Genomic DNA, 16,319 nt, shown 5'->3' with positions numbered 1-16,319 from the left:
GATTAACGATCAAGATCAACGGGTACACGCCGGGCACACAGCTCAGTGAGGATGAGATGGAACTCAACGAGAACGCCGACATCGATACCAGTCAGGTCGAGGATCGACGTGGATCCGGTGGAGGAGGCGGCGGCCTGGGTGGCCTGCCGATCCCCATCGGTGGCGGCGGCCTCGTCGGGATCATCATCACGCTCGTCATCGCCGTGGTCGGCGGCTACTTCGGCATCAACGCCATGGGCGGCGGCGGATCCGAGCAGGCCGACAACGGCAACATCAACCAGGAGTGCGCCGACAAGTCGACGGCGATCAAGCAGCTCGACTGCCGGAATGTGCTCTTCGTCAACTCCATCCAGGCCTACTGGAAGCAGGAGACGCCGGACGCCTTCGGCATCCAGTACGAGCCGGCCAAGACCGTCTTCTTCTCCAACCGCGTCAGTACGGCCTGTGGCGCGGCCGACTCCGGCGTCGGGCCCTTCTACTGCCCCGGCGACAACCAGGTGTACATCGACCTGACCTTCTACCAGGTCCTCGCGAAGCAGCTCGGCGCTCCGGGCGAGTTCGCGCAGCCGTACGTGCTGGCCCACGAGTACGGCCACCACATCCAGGACATCACCGGCACCGAGGCCAAGATGCGCCGCGCTCAGGAGGGCGCCAGCAACTCGGAGAAGAACGCGCTCTCGGTCAAGCTCGAGCTCCAGGCCGACTGCTACGCCGGTGTCTGGTCCAAGGCCGCCAGCAGCACCACCTCGGCCAACGGGCAGCGCATCTTCACGAGCCTGACCGACCAGGACATCCAGGAGGGCATCCAGACGGCCGGCCAGATCGGCGACGACACCCTCCAGCGGCAGGGCGGCGGCACGGTCAACCCGGCCGAGTTCACCCACGGCACGTCGGCCCAGCGCCAGCAGGCGTTCCGCACCGGTTACGAGAGCGGCGACCCGAAGAGCTGCGACACCTCTTTCTAAGGCTCTCTGACCAGCACGGAGACCGACCGGGCCCCGGCGATCGCGGACACCAGCACCGCGTGCCGGGGCTCGGGCACGTCCAGGAACCTCTCGGCCCGGACGGCGGCCACCGGGGCCAGCTGGGGCGCGGCCAGAATCGCGTCGACCGCCGTGCGGTCACCGCCCGTGACGAGCGCGCTCAGGTGACGTACCTCCGGAAGGAGAATGCGCCCCACGATGCCGGCGCCGTCGGCAGTGGCCGCTTTTGCCTGGTTGTCCCGGCGGCGGGCGAAACGCTGCTGCGACCAGCCACCGGCGGCCGTGCGGCCCTGCACGTAGTGGGTGTCCACCTTGGAGGCCACCAGCTCGTCACCCTCAGCGATGCCGACCGCCACCGCGCCCTTCCGCGCCAGCAGCAAACCCAGCCGCCGCGCCCGGCCCGCCTCGGTGATCAGCTCGGCGATCGTCGCGACCGGCGGAGCGCCCGGCGGCACCTGCCAGGCCGCCGTCGCACCGTCCTCGGCGATCAAGGTCAAGCCCTCTTCGGCGTACGGGCCATGACGGCGCTCGAAGTTCTCGAGCCAGCGCGGCAGCCGCTCCGGCGCGATATCGACCCATTTCCCGCCGCCGGCGGCCGCCCGTTCACCCATTCTTGTCACACTACGGTGGCAGGATCCGGGTCGTGACCGACCTGCTGCCCCTCCTCGACGCCCACCTGCGGCCCGCCGCCGACCCGGCGCGGGCGGCGGCGCAGGCGAAATATATGCGCGACCAGTTCCCGTTCCTCGGTCTGGCGTCACCCACCCTGCGCAAACTCGAGCGGGCGGCCCTGGCCGGTCTCCCGCGCCCGGCCGAAGACGAGTTGCGCGCGGCCGCCCTCGCCCTGTGGGGTCGCGACGAACGCGAATATCAATACGTCGCCTGCTCCTACCTGGTGCGCCACGTCGGCGTGCCCGGCCCCGGTTTCCTCGACGTGGTGCGCACGCTGGTCACCACGAAAAGCTGGTGGGACACGGTCGACCCGCTCGCCACCCGCGTCACCGGCGGCCTGGTCAGCCGGCATCCGTCGCTGACCGCGGCGATGGACGAGTGGGCCCGCGACGATGACATGTGGGTGGTCCGCACGGCGATCCTGCATCAGCTCCACTACGGCGCCGGCACCGACACCGACCGGCTCTTCCGCTACTGCCGCGACCGGGCCGGCCACCGCGACTTCTTCGTGCGCAAGGCGATCGGCTGGGCCCTCCGCCAGTACGCCCGCACCGATCCGGCCGCCGTCCGCGCCTTCGTCAGCGAGAACAGCGCCCGGCTCTCCGGCCTCTCGATCCGGGAGGCCACCAAGCATCTTTAGCCGACTAGGAGTTTGACGGCGAGCACGGCGATCACGGCGCTGGAGACCAGCGAGGTGATCACGCGGCCGCGCTCGCCGGTCAGCCATCGGCCGATCAGGGAGCCGCCGCCGGCGATCACCAGTTGCCAGCTGGCCGAGGCCAGCATGACGCCCACGACGAACCAGGCTCCGCCACCCGCGCCGCCCAGCACCAGGGCCGCGAAATAGATCACGGTCGCCGGGTTGAGGAGCGTCAGGCCGAGCACTCCGGCGTACGCCCGTAGCGGTGTCGCCGCCCGCTCGGCACGCTCCGCCGGCGCGCGGAAGGCGGCTCGTGCCGTCATCGCCGCCAGCACCAGCAACACGACCGCGGCGATCCAGCGCAGCGGTCCCGCGACCGGCGCGACGGCCGTGGCCACCGCGGCTCCCCCGGCCACGGCGATCGCCGCGAAGACCCCGTCGGCGGTGGCCGCACCGAGCCCGGCCGCCGCGCCCACGCGCAGGGAGACGCGTGCGCTGAGCCCGGCGATGAGCACCCCGATGGCCCCCATGGGCAGGGCGACGCCATAGCCGGCGACGACGCCGGCCAGGAACGCCCCGCTCATGACAGCGGGAAGAGGACCGCCGTTTCGCTGAACCCGGCCTGCTGCTGCCGCACGGCCCGATCGGCCGGAGCGACAGTGGCGGCGAGGTAAGCAATCGGCTTGGTCACGCCGCCATCATGCGCGGCCGTCCTCGTTGATCGCGACCGAATTAGCGCGCACGGTCTGCCACTGCTCCCACGCCAGCCGGGGTTCGAGGTCCGCGTACCCGCGGCCGCGCTCGAGCTCCTTCGCATCGGCGTGGCTCATCATCACGCAGGCGCCCTCGTCGGTGACGGTCTCCACCTCTTCGCGGCGCAGAGGCCGTCCGGCCTTTTCCTCGGCCGCGGTCAGCAGAGCCACCAGCGGCGGGATGAAGACGGGCCGAGCCTCGCCCCGCGCGTCGGCCCGGCCGCCCTCGGCGCCGAGACGCCAGACGCCGAACGGGTTGTGGCACGGGTGACCCGGCGGGTAGCCGTCGTCGGGCCAGCGCTCCAGCCGGCGGCGCGCGGTGTCCGCGTCGGGGGCGAAGGTGTCGCCGCTGACGAGCACGGGATCCTCCGCCAGCTGATAGACGTTCAGCACACCCAGCAGCTCGTTGGCCTCGGCCGGTGGCGCTTCGACCTGCGCGTCCGGCAGCCCGAAGGCGTGCATGCCGCACGTCCGCGACACCTCGCCGTCCTGCAAGGCCACCACCGCGCAGTGGTAGAGCGTCCACGGGTCGCCACCCCGGAGGGCCTCGACCCAGCGGTCGGCGGTCCAGCCCAGCTTCGACTGTTCGAGGCGCACGCCGAGCGCCCCGGCGTCGCCCAGCGCCGCGATCAGGGTCGCCACCTCTCCGGAGCCGGCGCCGAGACGGACCGGCAGAGCCAGAACCAGGGCACTGCCCGCCCCGGCGACGGCGTGCTGTTCCTCCCACGACATGGTGCCGTAGCCGAACGCCTCACCGAACGAGCCGTCGTTGGCCACCCACTCGGTCGCCGCGTCGTCCAGCGTCACACCGGACCGCCCGAGCGAGCTCCGCCACTGCTCCATCGTCGTCGCCGTCCCCGGGACGAAAAGCCGCACGCCTGTCATGCCGCGCTATTTTGCCGGATCCGGTTCCCGGAGGCGGTCCTCGAGACCAGCGGCGGCGAAGGCGGTGCGCACGTCGCCGATGGACTCGGTGAAATGAGCCCAGCTGTCGACGTGGGCGGGCACGACGGCCGCCGCGCCGAGCAGGCGGGTCGCCTCGACCATCTCGGCGGCACTGATCGTCAGGTTGTGATCGCCGACCAGCGGGGTGCGGGCCGCGCCGCCGAACAGGACGGCCACGTCGACGCGCGGGAAGCGGCCGGCGATCTCGCGGACGATGGCGAGCGAGGCGTTGTCGCCGCTGACGTAGACGGTCTGCCCGTCCGCCTCCAGGACGAAGCCGGTCACCGGGCCGACCAGGTGCTCGGTGCCGTCGGGGCCGTGCTGGGCCGGAACCGCGGTGATGCTGACGTCGCCGACCGTCGTGCTTTGCCAGGGTTCGAGGCCGCGGGCGGTGCCGCCCAGCCGTTCGGCGCCGGCCGGGGTGGTCAGCACCAGCGGAACCGTGGCGGCGAAGGCGCGGCCGGAACGGTCGAGGCCGCCTGTCGGCGTCCCACCACAGACGTACCGGGAGAGTTTCTCCGCCAGGTAGGGTTCGATCATGGGTGTGGTTGCCGAACTCGTCCTCGTACGGCACGGGCAGAGCCTGGCCAACGTCGCTTTCCCCGACGCCGACGCGAAGGGTCTGCTGGAGGCGGAGGTGAGCGGCCGCGACGCCGAGGTTCCGCTGACCGAGCTGGGTCAGAGGCAGGCGGCCGCGCTGGGCGAGTGGCTGGGTCAGTTGCCCGAGAGCGACCGCCCGCAGGTGGTCATCACGTCGCCCTATCTGCGGGCCCGGGAGACATGGCGGCTGGCCGCTGAGGCCTCCGGGGTCGATCTGCCCGCCCCCGTCACCGACGACCGGCTGGTCGACCGCCTGCTGGGCGACCTGGAGATGATGACCCGGGCCGCCGTGGCCGACCGTTTCCCGGGCGAGGCCCAGCGGCGCACGGACGCGGGCGAATACCGTTACGCCCCGCCGAACGGCGAATCATTCGCGGACATCGAGGTACGCCTGGGCGCCTTCCTCGACGACCTGAACCGCGACCACGACGGGCAGCGGGTCATCGTGGTCGCCCACGACGCGGTGGTGCTGATGATGCGGGCCGTCATCGAGAAGCTCGACTGGGATCAGATCCTCGCCGCCGAGCGGGCGGCCGGAAGCGTCCGCAACGCGTCGCTCTCCCGCTTCGTCGAGGTGGACGGCCGCCTGGAGCTGGCGTACTACAACTCGGTGGATCACTTGCCGCAGGGCTGAGACCAGCCGAACGGTGGTTGTCGCGCCCCCACCGCATCGTCATGATCTTCGATCGTGCTTGCCGAAGTGCTCGTCGTGGCGCTGGTCCTCGCGCTCCTGTCCGGCGTGGTCACCACCCTGCTGCGCCCCGGCCGGGCGATGGCCCGGATCGAGGCGCGCCCGGACGGCCGGATCTGGTTCTACCGCCGCTTCCTGCTGGGCGGCTGGACGCTGGCGCTCATGGCCCTGCTGCCGGTGGTCGACAGCCCGCGCCTGGCCTTGGCCCACCTCGGCCTGACCTGGTCGGCCGGCGGCGTGGCGGGCCCGGTGCCGTCGTACGCCCCCGCACTGGCCTGGACCCTCACAGCATTCCTGCTGCTGGTCCTGCTGATCAGCGGCAACCGGCTACGACACCACGTGCGGGCCGGCGGCACCGTGGCCACCCGCGAGAAGGCCGCACCCATGTTCCCGCACACCCCACGCGAACGGGGCCTGGCCACAGCGGTAGCAGTCACCGCCGGCATAGCGGAGGAGATCGTCTTCCGAGGCCTCCTGGTGGCCGCCGGCGTCACCCTTTTCGACCTGCCGCTAGTGGCCGCCTGCGCGCTGAGCATCGCTTTGTTCGCCGCCACGCACCTCTACCAGGGCGCCCAGGGCGTCTACGGCGCCGCCGCCCTGGCCATCGCCTTCACCGGCATCACGGTCCTGTCCGGCACCCTCCTGCCCGCGATGATCCTGCACATCGCCGTCGACCTGATCGCCTTCGTGCACATCCCACCCCCGAGCCGGCCCACGTCGACGCCGGCCGGGCACCTTCGAATCCCGCAGCCGGGCGCGCTGTCGAGAGCCGAGCTCGCCGCCGCCCTGAGCCGCGTCCAAGTGAGCGCGACGACAGCGGCCGAGCCCGTGTCGATCGACAGCCAAGCGCCGGCCACGGCCGCGCCCGCGCTGGGCGGGACGGCCGGCGCGTGGAGCGTTCCCGTAGTACCGGGGCCGGAACCGGTGATGAAATCCGCGATTCCCCAGCTGCGGCGGCCGGCCCCGGAGGGCTGAGCCGGTCAGTCGTTGTCGATGAAGTCCTGCAGCTCGGTCAGCACGGCCCGGTCGCCGTCGACGCGCAGGCCGTCGAAGGGGACTCGGCCGTAGAGGGCCAGCACCAAGTCGCTCGCCGAGCCGTGCACCGTGGCCACGGGGTCACCGGCGGCCGGTGGGTCGAGGCGTACACCTGAAGGGGAAAGATCGACCGTGTAGAGCGGGCCGTCGGTGGCCGAGAAAGCGATGCGGGCCGGCCGGTTCGGCCACTCGCCCGTCGAGGCCAGGCCGACCGACAGGAACTCGGCCACCCCGTCGACAGCGATCGCGGCCGGGAGCGGCTCGGGCCTGCCCACCGTCTCCTGGGCGTCGAAAGCGTGCACCGCCGCCTCCTGCACCTGGTGACGCGCCACCGCCCCCGCGGTCAGTGGCGTGCCCGAGGCGGCCCACCAGGCCCACACCGGCGTGTCGGGCTGGGCGCCCCGCAGGGCCGACAGCAGCAGCTCGGTCGACGCGGCCGACCACTCCACCAGGTCACCGTGCGGCAGCTGGTCGGTCACGTCGTCGTCGCCCGGCGGGCGGGACGGGTCGGCCATGCTCGCCGCTCCGGCCCAGAACCGGTGGACCGCGCCGAGATGGGCGACCAGGTCGGTCAGCGCCCAATCAGGACACCCGGGCACCCGGGCCTCACGAGACGGCGCGGCGGCCACTGCGGAGCGCAGGGCCGCCGACCGGTCGTCGATCAGATCCAGCAATGAAGCGTAGGAGTAAGTCATACCCGGCTTTCTACCAGCCGGGTATGACAGTCAGACGTTGAAGCCCAGAGCCCGCAGCTGCTCGCGCCCGTCGTCCGTGATCTTGTCGGGGCCCCACGGCGGCAGCCACACCCAGTTGATCCGGAAGTCCGAGACGAGGCCGCCGCCGGGGCCGGCCATCAGCGCCGTCCGGGTTTGGTCCTCGATCACGTCGGTCAGCGGGCAGGCCGCCGACGTCAGCGTCATGTCGAGCGTGGCCACGTTCTCGTCGTCCACGTGCGTGCCGTAGACGAGGCCGAGGTCGACCACGTTGATCCCCAGCTCGGGGTCGACGACGTCCTTCATCGCCTCCTCGATATCGGCGATCGAAGCCTTCGAGACGTCCGTCATGCCTTCACCTCCGGGGCAGCGCCCACATCTACACCGGCGCGCGCCGCGGCGTCCTTGAACGCCATCCACGGCAGCAGCGCACATTTGACCCGGGCCGGGAACTTCGCCACTCCGGCGAAGGCCACCGCGTCCCCCAGCACGTCCTCGTCGGGTTCGACCTGGCCGCGCCCCTGCATCAGCTCCACGAAAGCCTCGTGGATTCCCGCGATGTCCTCAGCGTCGCGCCCCTGGAGCAGCTCGTACAGCACCGACGCGGAGGCCTGGCTGATCGAGCACCCCAGCCCATCGTACGAAATGTCCGAAAAATCCGAGGAAACCCGAACAGTGATCTCATCCCCGCACGTGGGGTTGACGTGGTGCGCCTCGCCGTCGAAAGGATCACGCAGACCACGCCCGTGCGGATGCTTGTAGTGATCGAGAATGATCTCCTGGTAGAGCCCGTCCAGCATCATCAGGCGAACACCTTCCGCACCTGGTCGAGGCCGCGCGCGAGGGCGTCGATCTCGTCCGTGGTCGTGTAGAGGTAGAACGACGCCCGGGTCATGGCCGGCACACCGAACCGCGCACACACCGGCTTGGCGCAGTGGTGACCCACCCGCACCTCGACGCCGAGCGCGTCGAGGACCTGCCCCACATCGTGCGGGTGCACCCCCTCGACGTCGAAGGACAGAGTGCCGCCGCGGCCTTCCGGAGTGGTCGGCCCGAACAGGCGCACATAAGGCACATCGGCCAGGACCTTCAGCGCGTACGCCGTGATGTCCTGCTCGTGCTGGTGGACAGCCTCCATGCCGAGCGCGTTCAGATAGTCCACGGCCGCGCCGAGCCCGATGGCCTCGGCGATCGGCGGCGTGCCGGCCTCGAAGCGGGCGGGCGGCGGCGCGTACGTCGTCCGGGCCATCGATACCGTCTCGATCATCGAGCCGCCGGCCAGGAAGGGCGGCATCTCGGCCAGCAGGTCGTACCGTCCCCAGAGGACGCCGATGCCGGTCGGGCCGAGCATCTTGTGCCCGGTGAACGCGATGAAGTCGGCGCCCAGCGTGCGCACGTCGACCGGCAGATGCGGCACCGACTGCGAGGCGTCGAGCATCACCAGCGCGCCGACCTGCTTGGCCCGCTCGACGATCCGCGACAGGTCGTTGATCGTGCCGAGCGTGTTCGACATGTGCACGACGGAGACGATCTTCGTGCGCTCGTTGACGAGCTCACTTAAAAGAGACTCATCGAGCCGGCCGTCGTCGGTGACCCCGAACCAGCGGAGCGTGGCGCCCGTGCGCTCGCACAGCAGTTGCCACGGAACGATGTTGGAGTGGTGCTCCATCTCGGAGATCACGACCTCGTCGCCCGCCTTCAGGCCGAGGTGCTGCCCGAGCGAGTGCGCGACCAGGTTGATCGCCTCGGTCGAGTTCTTCGTGAAGATGATCTCGTCGGGGTTCGTGGCGCCGATGAACGCCGCGATCTTGCCGCGGGCGTCCTCGTACGCCGACGTGGCCTCGGTGCCGAGCGTGTGCACCGAGCGGGACACGTTGCCGTTGTGCCGCTCGTTGTGCTCGCGCATGACCTCGAGCACCTGCCGAGGTTTCTGCGAGGTGTTGGCACTGTCCAGATAGACCAGCGGATGTCCGTTGATCTCACGGGACAGGATCGGGAAGTCGGCTCGGACCCGGGCCACGTCGAACGTCATCGTTGCTCTCCTAGCGGAAGATCAGACGCGGGTGCCGACGTAGCGCTCGTAGCCTTCGGCTTCCAGCTGCTCGGCGAGCTCCGGGCCGCCCTCCTGGACGATCTTGCCGGCGACGAAGACGTGCACGAAGTCCGGCTTGATGTAGCGCAGGATGCGCGTGTAGTGGGTGATCAGCAGCAGGCCGGTCTCGCCGGTCTCACGCACCCGGTTGACGCCCTCGCTGACGATGCGCAGCGCGTCGATGTCGAGGCCCGAGTCGGTCTCGTCGAGGATCGCCATCTTCGGCTTGAGCAGCTCGAGCTGCATGATCTCGTGCCGCTTCTTCTCACCACCGGAGAAGCCCTCGTTGACGTTGCGCTGGGCGAACGCCGGGTCCATCTGGAGCTTCTCCATGGCGCCGCGCAGCTCGCCGGCCCAGGTCCGCAGCTTCGGGGCCTCGCCGTCGATGGCGGTCTTGGCCGTACGCAGGAAGTTCGCCACCGAGACGCCGGGCACCTCGACCGGGTACTGCATGGCCAGGAACAGGCCGGCGCGGGCCCGCTCGTCGACGGTCATGTCGAGCACGTTCTCGCCGTCGAGGGTGACCGTGCCGCCGGTGATCTCGTACTTGGGGTGGCCCGCGATGGAGTACGCCAGCGTCGACTTGCCCGAGCCGTTCGGACCCATGATGGCGTGGGTCTCGCCCGACTTCACGGTGAGGTCGACACCGGCCAGGATCGGCTTCAGCTCGCCCTCGGGCAGCTTGACCGACACCTGCAGGTCGCGGATCTCCAGGGTGCTCACGGGTTTACTCCATTGCTCGGAATAGTCGATACATAGATGTCGCCGTCGCGGATCTCGACGGGGAAGGTCGCCACCGGCTCGAAGGCGGGCGGGCCGCTGGGCTCGCCGGTGCGCAGGTCGAAGCGCGAGCCGTGCAGCCAGCACTCGAGCGTGCACCCGTCGACCTCGCCCTCGGAGAGCGCGACCGAGGCGTGGCTGCACTCATCCCGTACGGCATAGAAGTTGTCGTCGTCGGCGTGCACGATGGCGATCTCGACGTCGGCCACCTCCACCGAGATCACCTCGCCCTTCGCGACATCGGCCGCCGAGCCGACCAGCTCGAAGCTCACTCTCTTAAACTCCGGCCTCGGCCAGGCGCGACTCGATCACGTCGCCGAGCCGCTCACGGAGTGCCTCGCTGGGGATCTTGTTGATCAGCTCGGCGAAGAAGCCGCGGACCACGAGCTTGCGCGCCTCGCCCTCGGGGATGCCGCGGGCCATCAGGTAGAACAGCTGCTCCTCGTCGAAGCGGCCGGTCGCGCTGGCGTGCCCGGCGCCGACGATCTCACCGGTCTCGATCTCGAGGTTCGGCACCGAGTGGGCGATGGCGCCGTCGGTCAAAATCAAGTTCCGATTGATCTCGTACGTATCGGTCCCGGTGGCCGCCGCGCGGATGAGCACATCGCCGACCCAGACGGTCTGCGCCTTCGCACCCTGAAGCGCTCCCCGGTAGCCGACGTAGCTGCGGCAGTCGGGAACGGCGTGGTCGACCAGCTGGCGGTGCTCGAAGTGCTGGCCGGCGTCGGAGAAGTACAGACCCCACAGCTCGGCGTCGCCGCCGCGGCCCGCGTACTCCACACTCGTGAACTGCCGGACCAGGTCGCCGCCGAGCGCCACCTGCACGTGCTGCACCCGGGCGTCCTTGCCGACCCGGAACTTGACGTGCTGGGCCTGCACGGTGCCGGCGTCCCACTCGGCGAGCGTGACGAAGGTCAGCTGCGCGCTGTCGCCGATGACGACCTCGATGTTGTCGGCCAGGGTGGCCGTGCCGGTCTGCTCCAGGATCAGGGTCAGCTTGGCGAAGGCGCCGACCTTGACGACCGTACGGGCCGCGGCCGCGTCCCCGCCCTTGCCGACGATCCGGATGACGACCGGGTCGGCCAGCTCGGTCTCGGTCGCGACGTCGATCTGCGTGACGTGCGCGGCCGAACCGTAGGCCAGGGCGCTGATCCGGTCGAACGGGGTCAGGATGGCGTCGGCCGTCGGCACCTCACGCACGGAGACGCCGACGGGCAGGTCGCCGTGCTCGACCGAGGGCGCCACGCCGGTCAGCGACGTCGCCTTGATCAGGTCACCCAGACGCTTGATCGGGGTGAAACGCCAATCCTCCTCCAGGCCGGTGACGGCCGGGAAGTCGTTGACGTCGAAGGAGCGCAGCACCTGCGACTTGGTGCTCGGCGGGGCGAGGGCCTCGGTAGTCATGTCTTCCTTAATCGTCTCTGGGGCGGTCAGCCGACCGCTCCCTCCATCTGCAGCTCGATGAGGCGGTTGAGCTCCAGGGCGTACTCCATCGGAAGCTCCTTGGCGATCGGCTCGATGAAGCCACGCACGATCATCGCCATCGCCTCGTCCTCGGTCAGGCCGCGGCTCATCAGGTAGAAGAGCTGGTCGTCGGAGACCTTGGAGACGGTCGCCTCGTGCCCCATGGCCACGTCGTCCTCGCGGATGTCGACGTAAGGGTAGGTGTCCGAGCGGGACACGGTGTCGACAAGGAGTGCGTCGCACTTGACGGTGCTCTTGGAGCTCGAGGAGCCCTCGAGGACCTGGACCAGGCCGCGGTACGAGGTCCGGCCACCGCCGCGCGCGATCGACTTGGAGATGATCGTCGAGGAGGTGTGCGGCGCGGCGTGCACCATCTTGGCGCCGGAGTCCTGGTGCTGGCCCTCGCCGGCCATGGCGATGGAGAGGACCTCGCCCTTGGCGTGCGCGCCGGTCATGTAGACGGCCGGGTACTTCATGGTCACCTTGGAGCCGATGTTGCCGTCGACCCACTCCATGGTCGCGCCCTCTTCGCAGGTGGCGCGCTTGGTGACCAGGTTGTAGACGTTGTTCGACCAGTTCTGGATGGTCGTGTACCGCACCCGGGCGTTCTTCTTGACGACGATCTCGACGACCGCGGAGTGCAGCGAGTCGGACGAGTAGATCGGCGCCGTGCAGCCCTCGACGTAGTGCACGTACGAGCCCTCGTCGGCGATGATCAGCGTCCGCTCGAACTGGCCCATGTTCTCGGTGTTGATCCGGAAGTAGGCCTGCAGCGGGATGTCGACGTGCACGCCCTTCGGCACGTAGATGAAGGAGCCACCCGACCAGACCGACGTGTTCAGCGCGGCGAACTTGTTGTCGCCGACCGGGATCACGGTGCCGAAGTACTCCTTGAAGAGCTCCTCGTGCTCCTTGAGCGCGGTGTCGGTGTCGAGGAAGAGGACGCCCTGCTCCTCGAGGTCCTCACGGATCGCGTGGTAGACGACCTCGGACTCGTACTGCGCGGCGACGCCGGCCACGAGGCGCTGCTTCTCGGCCTCGGGGATGCCCAGCTTGTCGTACGTGGCCTTGATGTCCTCAGGCAGCTCTTCCCAGCTGGCGGCCTGCTTCTCGGTCGAGCGCACGAAGTACTTGATGTTCTGGAAGTCGATGCCGGTAAGGTCGGCGCCCCAGTTCGGCATGGGCTTGCGGTCGAACAGGCGCAGGCCCTTGAGCCGGAGGTTGAGCATCCACTCGGGCTCGTTCTTCTTGGCGGAGATGTCGCGCACCACGGCCTCGGACAGGCCACGCTGCGCCGCGGCGCCGGCGATGTCCGAGTCGGCCCAGCCGTACTCGTACTTGCCGAGGGCGGCGAGGTGCTCTTCCTGAGTAGCGATCTGGTCGGTCATCTATCTGTCCTAACCGTGGGTGCGTCGATTACACGCGTCGGAGACGGGATGTGCGTGGTGCACACTCCGTCGCCATGAGCGATCGTGGCGAGGCGCTGCACGTGGGTGCCGATGAGGCGGGAAATAACCTCGGTCTCGGCGTCGCACAGCTGAGGGAACTCGGCAGCCACGTGGGCCACCGGGCAGGAGTGCTGGCACAGCTGGCCGCCGGACGCGATCGTGGTCGCGTTGGCAGCGTAGCCCTCGGCGGTCAGTGCCTCGGCGAGCGCCTCGGCCCGGGCGATCGGGTCGTCACCGGCCTCCAGCAGCGCCGCCCGGCAGCGCTCCTCGAGCGCGACGACCTGGGTCGCGGCGAACGCGGAGATCGCCTCGGCGCCGTGCTGGTCGGCGATCCAGCGCAGCGCGGCCGTCGCGATGCCGTCGTAGAAATGCGGGTTCAGGTTTTCCCGGGCGGCGGTGGTGAGGGCGAAGGTCTTGGCCGGCCGTCCCCGCCCGCGCGGGCGCGTGTTGCGGACCTCGCGGATCTCCACGAGGCGGTCGGCGAGCATCGCGTCGAGGTGCTTGCGGATGGCGGCGGGGCTCAGTCCCAGCTCGGCGCCGAGCTCGGCCGCGGTGGCGGAACCGCGCTCCAGCAGCAGCTGAGCGACCCGGTCACGGGTGCGGCCGTCCGACACGGCGGCCGACGCCACCGCACCGCTCGGGTTCTGCACCTCGTATTTCACTACGCCAACGTTACGTATTTCGTCACGAGCCCGCAAACCGACCCCCCGGTGATCTGTCACACCGAGTTGCGGGAGCACCGGTTTCCGCGCCCGGCCGCCTGCGTACGATCCCAGAGGTGAGGTTTCTACCGCTGCGCCCTCTGGCCCTGGCGTCACTGATCGCCAACATCGCGCTGATCGTCACCGGTGCGGCGGTCCGTCTCACCGGCTCCGGTCTCGGCTGCCCCACGTGGCCCAAGTGCACCGAGGACTCCTACACGACGACGGCCGCGATGGGCGTCCACGGCGTCATCGAGTTCGGCAACCGCATGCTGACGTTCGTGCTCGGCCTGCTGGCGGTGCTGTGCGTGCTGGCCGCCCTGCTCGAGAAGCCCCGCCGCCGCTCGACGATCGTGCTGAGCGTCGCGGTCCTGGCCGGCATCCCCGGCCAGGGCGTGATCGGCGGCATCACGGTCCGCACCCACCTCAACCCGTGGGTGGTCGGCCTGCACTTCCTGCTGTCGATCGCGCTGATCGCCCTGGCCTACTTCCTGTGGAAGCGCACCTTCGAAGGCGACGGCAAGCCGGTCGACCTGGTCCCCCGCCCCCTGCGCCACCTGGCGGCCGTCCTGACCGCGACGAGCGTGGCCGTGATCGCCATGGGCGTGGTGGTGACGGGCAGCGGCCCGCACGCCGGCGACGAGAAGGCGAGACGCAACGGCCTCGACCCGGCCACGGTCTCGCAGGCCCACGCCGACGTGGTGTTCCTGTTCATCGGGCTGACCATCGCCTTGGTCTTCGCCCTGCGCGCCGTGAAGGCCCCCCGCGCGGCCAACCGGGCCGCCCTGACCCTGCTGGGGATCGTCCTGGGCCAGGGCATCATCGGCTTCGTCCAGTACTTCACCCACCTGCCGGTGATCCTGGTCGGCGCCCACATGCTCGGCGCCGGCCTGGTCTGGACGGGCACCCTGTCGGTCTGGTGGTCGCTGCGGTCCCGGCCCGCCCTTTCGCCGGCCCCCACCTCCCCCGCCGCCCCGTCACCGGCCCCGGCCACCGCCGACGTCACACCCACCGCCGCCGACGAGCCGGTACCGGCCCAGCGCTGACCCGCCACTCCCCCGCAGCGCCGCGCCTCGCTTCGGGGCCGGCGCTGTTTCTTTGCACCTGCGAAAAACACGCGAAACGCGCTGACCTGGGGTTCTTCAAATGTGCCCTGTGGATAACCGCGTGTCGTCCACAGGCGCCGAATTCAGTCCTTCATTGATCGGCGCGCTCCGGCAGGCTTTCCGGCATGCCACACAGGAGCCCCACCAGTTCCACAGTTCACCGCCGATCCGTCCTCCCACCACTCGCGGCGCGCCCTCCGACGCGCGGCCGATCACCGACCGGGGCCGTCCCGGTCTCGGCCGCGGACGGCGCCGCCGGACGACTGCTCCGCGCGATCGGTGCTCCCCCGGCCCGTTCGCCGTGCACGCCCAGCGGCCCACGACCCGGAAGGAGGTGGTGAGCGGGAAGATTCGCCGTCGAGAGCTACGGCGGCCGTCTGTCTCCCGGGGCGGCCGCCGACCACTCCGACGGGCGGCAGCGGATCAGAGGCGGGCGAGGATGGCGTCGGCCAGGCGGGTGGCGGCGCCGGGGGACTTCGAGAGGAAGAGCGAGGGCTCGGTCAGCTCCAGCTCGACCAGCAGCGGCGCGCCGTCAGGGCCCGGGATGAGGTCGATGCGGGCGTAAAGGAGGCGCTTCGTGCCGCCGGGGATGTGCTGGAGGACGCGGGCGGCCACGTCCAGCTCGGCCTCGTTCGGCGTGCGCGGGGTGATCTGCTCGCTGCCGGGGTCGATGTTTCCCTCGTCGGGGCCGGTAAGCATCGCGCCCTTGCGGATGGAGTGGCTGAAGGTCAGCTCGCCGGTGGCGTCGGGCGTGAAGATGAGGGCGCTCTCGCCGAGCGTGTCGACGGCCGCCAGGTAGGGCTGGATCATCGCGACGCGGCCGGCCGCCTGGAGGCGCGCCACGTGGGCCTCGGCCAGGTCGCGCTGGCCGGGCAGGCCGTATCGGCCGGTGTCCTGGCTGCCGGCGCTGATCGTGGGCTTCACGACCCACTCGCCGGTCGGCGGTGGCGTCCAGGTGTCGCCCGGCGCTACGAAGTCGGTGGGTGTGACCGGCAGGCCGGCCTCGGCGAGTTCGCCCAGGTAGCGCTTGTCGGTGTTCCACTCGATGATGTCGGCCGGGTTGAGCAGGCTGGGCACGCCGCGCGCCCAGGCCACGAAGTCGGCGTGGCGCGGGACGTAGTCCCACGGCGAGCGGATCACGACCAGGTCGTAACCGGCCCAGTCGGCCGCCGGGTCGTCCCAGCGGACGGCGTCGACCTCGGCGCCGCGCGAGAGCAGGGCGTCGCGCAGCGGATGGTCGTCCTCCCACAGGTCGGGGAAGAGATCACAGGTAACGAGAGCGACCCGGGAAGTTTCCCGGGCCGCTGGGTGAATAGAGGAAGTCACAGGACGTTTCTACCGGGCCATGCTCCGGCGCGACATCGACCGCCAAAGGTCGTTGCTGGGGCGCATCTGCTCCATGAGCTCGCGCTCCCACTCGTTCTCCACCTCGACGCCGGCGTTCTCACACGCCTTGCGAGCGGCGCTGGTGTCGTCGGCGAACTGGTCGGACCACTCGCCGTCCTGGCCGACGAGGACAATGCGGGCACCACGCTTGCCGACGTACTCGATGACCGCCTTGGCGCCACCGTGGCCGGCGGCGAAGGATTTGATCCCCGCGGTCAGTGTCGTATCGGAACCTTGAGCCATGACGGGCAGCGTAAGCAGTGTTTCTGGGAGAGCAAGCACTCCCGCCCGGGTTTTGTGAGGGGAATTAC

At 70.2% G+C, this 16,319-nt stretch carries 20 protein-coding genes; 5 read left to right on the top strand and 15 right to left on the bottom strand.

Annotated elements, in window-relative coordinates; translation table 11 throughout:
* Window positions 1-56 precede the first annotated feature (56 nt).
* A complete protein-coding gene (gene ypfJ, locus ACQP2X_RS10580; protein ID WP_498696042.1) occupies window positions 57-965 on the top strand; it encodes a KPN_02809 family neutral zinc metallopeptidase in 909 nt (302 codons plus the stop codon).
* Here ypfJ and ACQP2X_RS10575 read toward each other — a convergent pair.
* Complete coding sequence (locus ACQP2X_RS10575; RefSeq protein ID WP_498696041.1) at window positions 962-1,594, bottom strand: acVLRF1 family peptidyl-tRNA hydrolase; 633 nt, start codon at window positions 1,592-1,594, stop codon at window positions 962-964. The two genes, ypfJ and ACQP2X_RS10575, sit on opposite strands and share 4 nt — an antisense overlap.
* A gap of 32 nt (window positions 1,595-1,626) precedes the next feature.
* Here ACQP2X_RS10575 and ACQP2X_RS10570 point away from each other — a divergent pair, with 32 nt between their 5' ends.
* Window positions 1,627-2,295, top strand: coding sequence for a DNA alkylation repair protein (locus ACQP2X_RS10570; RefSeq protein WP_498696040.1), 669 nt, complete (start codon window positions 1,627-1,629; stop codon window positions 2,293-2,295).
* On the opposite strand, the gene ACQP2X_RS10565 is transcribed toward ACQP2X_RS10570, so the two are convergent.
* From ACQP2X_RS10565 to ACQP2X_RS10555, 3 genes are all read right to left on the bottom strand, one after another.
* Window positions 2,292-2,879: a LysE family transporter gene (locus ACQP2X_RS10565; RefSeq protein WP_498696039.1), complete on the bottom strand. Its 588-nt coding sequence runs from the start codon at window positions 2,877-2,879 to the stop codon at window positions 2,292-2,294. The genes ACQP2X_RS10570 and ACQP2X_RS10565 overlap by 4 nt on opposite strands.
* A 114-nt stretch (window positions 2,880-2,993) precedes the next feature.
* Entirely contained in the window at window positions 2,994-3,932 is a 939-nt protein-coding gene (locus ACQP2X_RS10560; RefSeq protein WP_498696038.1) for a hypothetical protein, read from the bottom strand.
* Window positions 3,933-3,938: 6 nt separating this feature from the next.
* Window positions 3,939-4,532 carry an MBL fold metallo-hydrolase gene (locus tag ACQP2X_RS10555; protein ID WP_498696037.1) on the bottom strand — a complete coding sequence of 198 codons (594 nt, stop codon included), beginning with the start codon at window positions 4,530-4,532 and terminating at the stop codon, window positions 3,939-3,941.
* On the opposite strand from ACQP2X_RS10555, the gene ACQP2X_RS10550 reads away from it, so the two are divergent.
* Both ACQP2X_RS10550 and ACQP2X_RS10545 read left to right on the top strand, forming a co-directional pair.
* Window positions 4,531-5,226 (top strand): histidine phosphatase family protein, encoded by a 696-nt coding sequence (locus ACQP2X_RS10550; protein ID WP_498696036.1) that lies wholly within the window; start codon window positions 4,531-4,533, stop codon window positions 5,224-5,226. The genes ACQP2X_RS10555 and ACQP2X_RS10550 overlap by 2 nt on opposite strands.
* Window positions 5,227-5,280: 54 nt before the next feature.
* Window positions 5,281-6,258, top strand: a complete 978-nt coding sequence (locus ACQP2X_RS10545; protein ID WP_498696035.1) for a CPBP family intramembrane glutamic endopeptidase — start codon at window positions 5,281-5,283, stop codon at window positions 6,256-6,258.
* Window positions 6,259-6,263: 5 nt separating this feature from the next.
* On the opposite strand, the gene ACQP2X_RS10540 is transcribed toward ACQP2X_RS10545, so the two are convergent.
* The 9 genes from ACQP2X_RS10540 to ACQP2X_RS10500 are packed head-to-tail and all read right to left on the bottom strand — an operon-like array spanning window position 6,264 to window position 13,477.
* Window positions 6,264-7,013: a maleylpyruvate isomerase family mycothiol-dependent enzyme gene (locus ACQP2X_RS10540; RefSeq protein ID WP_498696034.1), complete on the bottom strand. Its 750-nt coding sequence runs from the start codon at window positions 7,011-7,013 to the stop codon at window positions 6,264-6,266.
* 30 nt (window positions 7,014-7,043) lie between these two features.
* Window positions 7,044-7,466 (bottom strand): metal-sulfur cluster assembly factor, encoded by a 423-nt coding sequence (locus tag ACQP2X_RS10535; RefSeq protein WP_498696033.1) that lies wholly within the window; start codon window positions 7,464-7,466, stop codon window positions 7,044-7,046.
* On the bottom strand, window positions 7,379-7,834 hold the full coding sequence (sufU, locus tag ACQP2X_RS10530; RefSeq protein ID WP_498696032.1) for a Fe-S cluster assembly sulfur transfer protein SufU: 456 nt from the start codon (window positions 7,832-7,834) through the stop codon (window positions 7,379-7,381). Before sufU ends, ACQP2X_RS10535 begins: the two co-directional genes overlap by 88 nt.
* A complete protein-coding gene (locus ACQP2X_RS10525; RefSeq protein WP_498696031.1) occupies window positions 7,834-9,063 on the bottom strand; it encodes a cysteine desulfurase in 1,230 nt (409 codons plus the stop codon). The genes sufU and ACQP2X_RS10525 overlap by 1 nt, the downstream gene beginning before the upstream one ends.
* 21 nt (window positions 9,064-9,084) lie before the next feature.
* Window positions 9,085-9,846, bottom strand: coding sequence for a Fe-S cluster assembly ATPase SufC (gene sufC, locus ACQP2X_RS10520; RefSeq protein ID WP_097322442.1), 762 nt, complete (start codon window positions 9,844-9,846; stop codon window positions 9,085-9,087).
* Window positions 9,843-10,175 carry a non-heme iron oxygenase ferredoxin subunit gene (locus ACQP2X_RS10515; protein WP_498658236.1) on the bottom strand — a complete coding sequence of 111 codons (333 nt, stop codon included), beginning with the start codon at window positions 10,173-10,175 and terminating at the stop codon, window positions 9,843-9,845. Before ACQP2X_RS10515 ends, sufC begins: the two co-directional genes overlap by 4 nt.
* Window positions 10,176-10,179: 4 nt before the next feature.
* Window positions 10,180-11,307 carry a Fe-S cluster assembly protein SufD gene (gene sufD / locus ACQP2X_RS10510; RefSeq protein ID WP_498696030.1) on the bottom strand — a complete coding sequence of 376 codons (1,128 nt, stop codon included), beginning with the start codon at window positions 11,305-11,307 and terminating at the stop codon, window positions 10,180-10,182.
* Between the two features lie 26 nt (window positions 11,308-11,333).
* Window positions 11,334-12,755: a Fe-S cluster assembly protein SufB gene (gene sufB, locus ACQP2X_RS10505; protein WP_498696029.1), complete on the bottom strand. Its 1,422-nt coding sequence runs from the start codon at window positions 12,753-12,755 to the stop codon at window positions 11,334-11,336.
* Entirely contained in the window at window positions 12,752-13,477 is a 726-nt protein-coding gene (locus ACQP2X_RS10500) for a helix-turn-helix transcriptional regulator (protein WP_498696028.1), read from the bottom strand. The genes sufB and ACQP2X_RS10500 overlap by 4 nt, the downstream gene beginning before the upstream one ends.
* Before the next feature lie 116 nt (window positions 13,478-13,593).
* On the opposite strand from ACQP2X_RS10500, the gene ACQP2X_RS10495 reads away from it, so the two are divergent.
* Complete coding sequence (locus ACQP2X_RS10495) at window positions 13,594-14,562, top strand: COX15/CtaA family protein (protein WP_498696027.1); 969 nt, start codon at window positions 13,594-13,596, stop codon at window positions 14,560-14,562.
* A gap of 483 nt (window positions 14,563-15,045) precedes the next feature.
* Here the strand turns inward: ACQP2X_RS10495 and ACQP2X_RS10490 are convergent, their stop codons facing one another.
* The gene (locus ACQP2X_RS10490; RefSeq protein WP_498696026.1) at window positions 15,046-15,948 is read right to left on the bottom strand and encodes an ATP-grasp domain-containing protein; all 903 of its coding nucleotides are present in this window, start codon (window positions 15,946-15,948) and stop codon (window positions 15,046-15,048) included.
* Between the two features lie 9 nt (window positions 15,949-15,957).
* Window positions 15,958-16,251: a hypothetical protein gene (locus tag ACQP2X_RS10485; RefSeq protein ID WP_498696025.1), complete on the bottom strand. Its 294-nt coding sequence runs from the start codon at window positions 16,249-16,251 to the stop codon at window positions 15,958-15,960.
* Window positions 16,252-16,319: the final 68 nt, after the last annotated feature.

This window comes from Actinoplanes sp. CA-131856, from assembly GCF_050956135.1.
Lineage (GTDB): Bacteria > Actinomycetota > Actinomycetes > Mycobacteriales > Micromonosporaceae > Actinoplanes.
The sequence above is the reverse complement of the archived record's forward strand: the minus strand, read 5'-3'. Positions and strand labels throughout refer to the sequence as shown.

Bases quoted from the DNA above. Each gene is read 5' to 3' on its own strand.
- ypfJ (WP_498696042.1), top strand. From the start codon at position 57: ATGGAACTCAACGAGAACGCCGACATCGATACCAGTCAGGTCGAGGAT.
- ACQP2X_RS10575 (WP_498696041.1), bottom strand. From the start codon at position 1,594: ATGGGTGAACGGGCGGCCGCCGGCGGCGGGAAATGGGTCGATATCGCG.
- ACQP2X_RS10565 (WP_498696039.1), bottom strand. From the start codon at position 2,879: ATGAGCGGGGCGTTCCTGGCCGGCGTCGTCGCCGGCTATGGCGTCGCC.
- ACQP2X_RS10560 (WP_498696038.1), bottom strand. From the start codon at position 3,932: ATGACAGGCGTGCGGCTTTTCGTCCCGGGGACGGCGACGACGATGGAG.
- ACQP2X_RS10550 (WP_498696036.1), top strand. From the start codon at position 4,531: ATGGGTGTGGTTGCCGAACTCGTCCTCGTACGGCACGGGCAGAGCCTG.
- ACQP2X_RS10555 (WP_498696037.1), bottom strand. From the start codon at position 4,532: ATGATCGAACCCTACCTGGCGGAGAAACTCTCCCGGTACGTCTGTGGT.
- ACQP2X_RS10540 (WP_498696034.1), bottom strand. From the start codon at position 7,013: ATGACTTACTCCTACGCTTCATTGCTGGATCTGATCGACGACCGGTCG.
- ACQP2X_RS10535 (WP_498696033.1), bottom strand. From the start codon at position 7,466: ATGTGCGCTGCTGCCGTGGATGGCGTTCAAGGACGCCGCGGCGCGCGC.
- sufU (WP_498696032.1), bottom strand. From the start codon at position 7,834: ATGATGCTGGACGGGCTCTACCAGGAGATCATTCTCGATCACTACAAG.
- ACQP2X_RS10525 (WP_498696031.1), bottom strand. From the start codon at position 9,063: ATGACGTTCGACGTGGCCCGGGTCCGAGCCGACTTCCCGATCCTGTCC.
- sufD (WP_498696030.1), bottom strand. From the start codon at position 11,307: ATGACTACCGAGGCCCTCGCCCCGCCGAGCACCAAGTCGCAGGTGCTG.
- sufB (WP_498696029.1), bottom strand. From the start codon at position 12,755: ATGACCGACCAGATCGCTACTCAGGAAGAGCACCTCGCCGCCCTCGGC.
- ACQP2X_RS10485 (WP_498696025.1), bottom strand. From the start codon at position 16,251: ATGGCTCAAGGTTCCGATACGACACTGACCGCGGGGATCAAATCCTTC.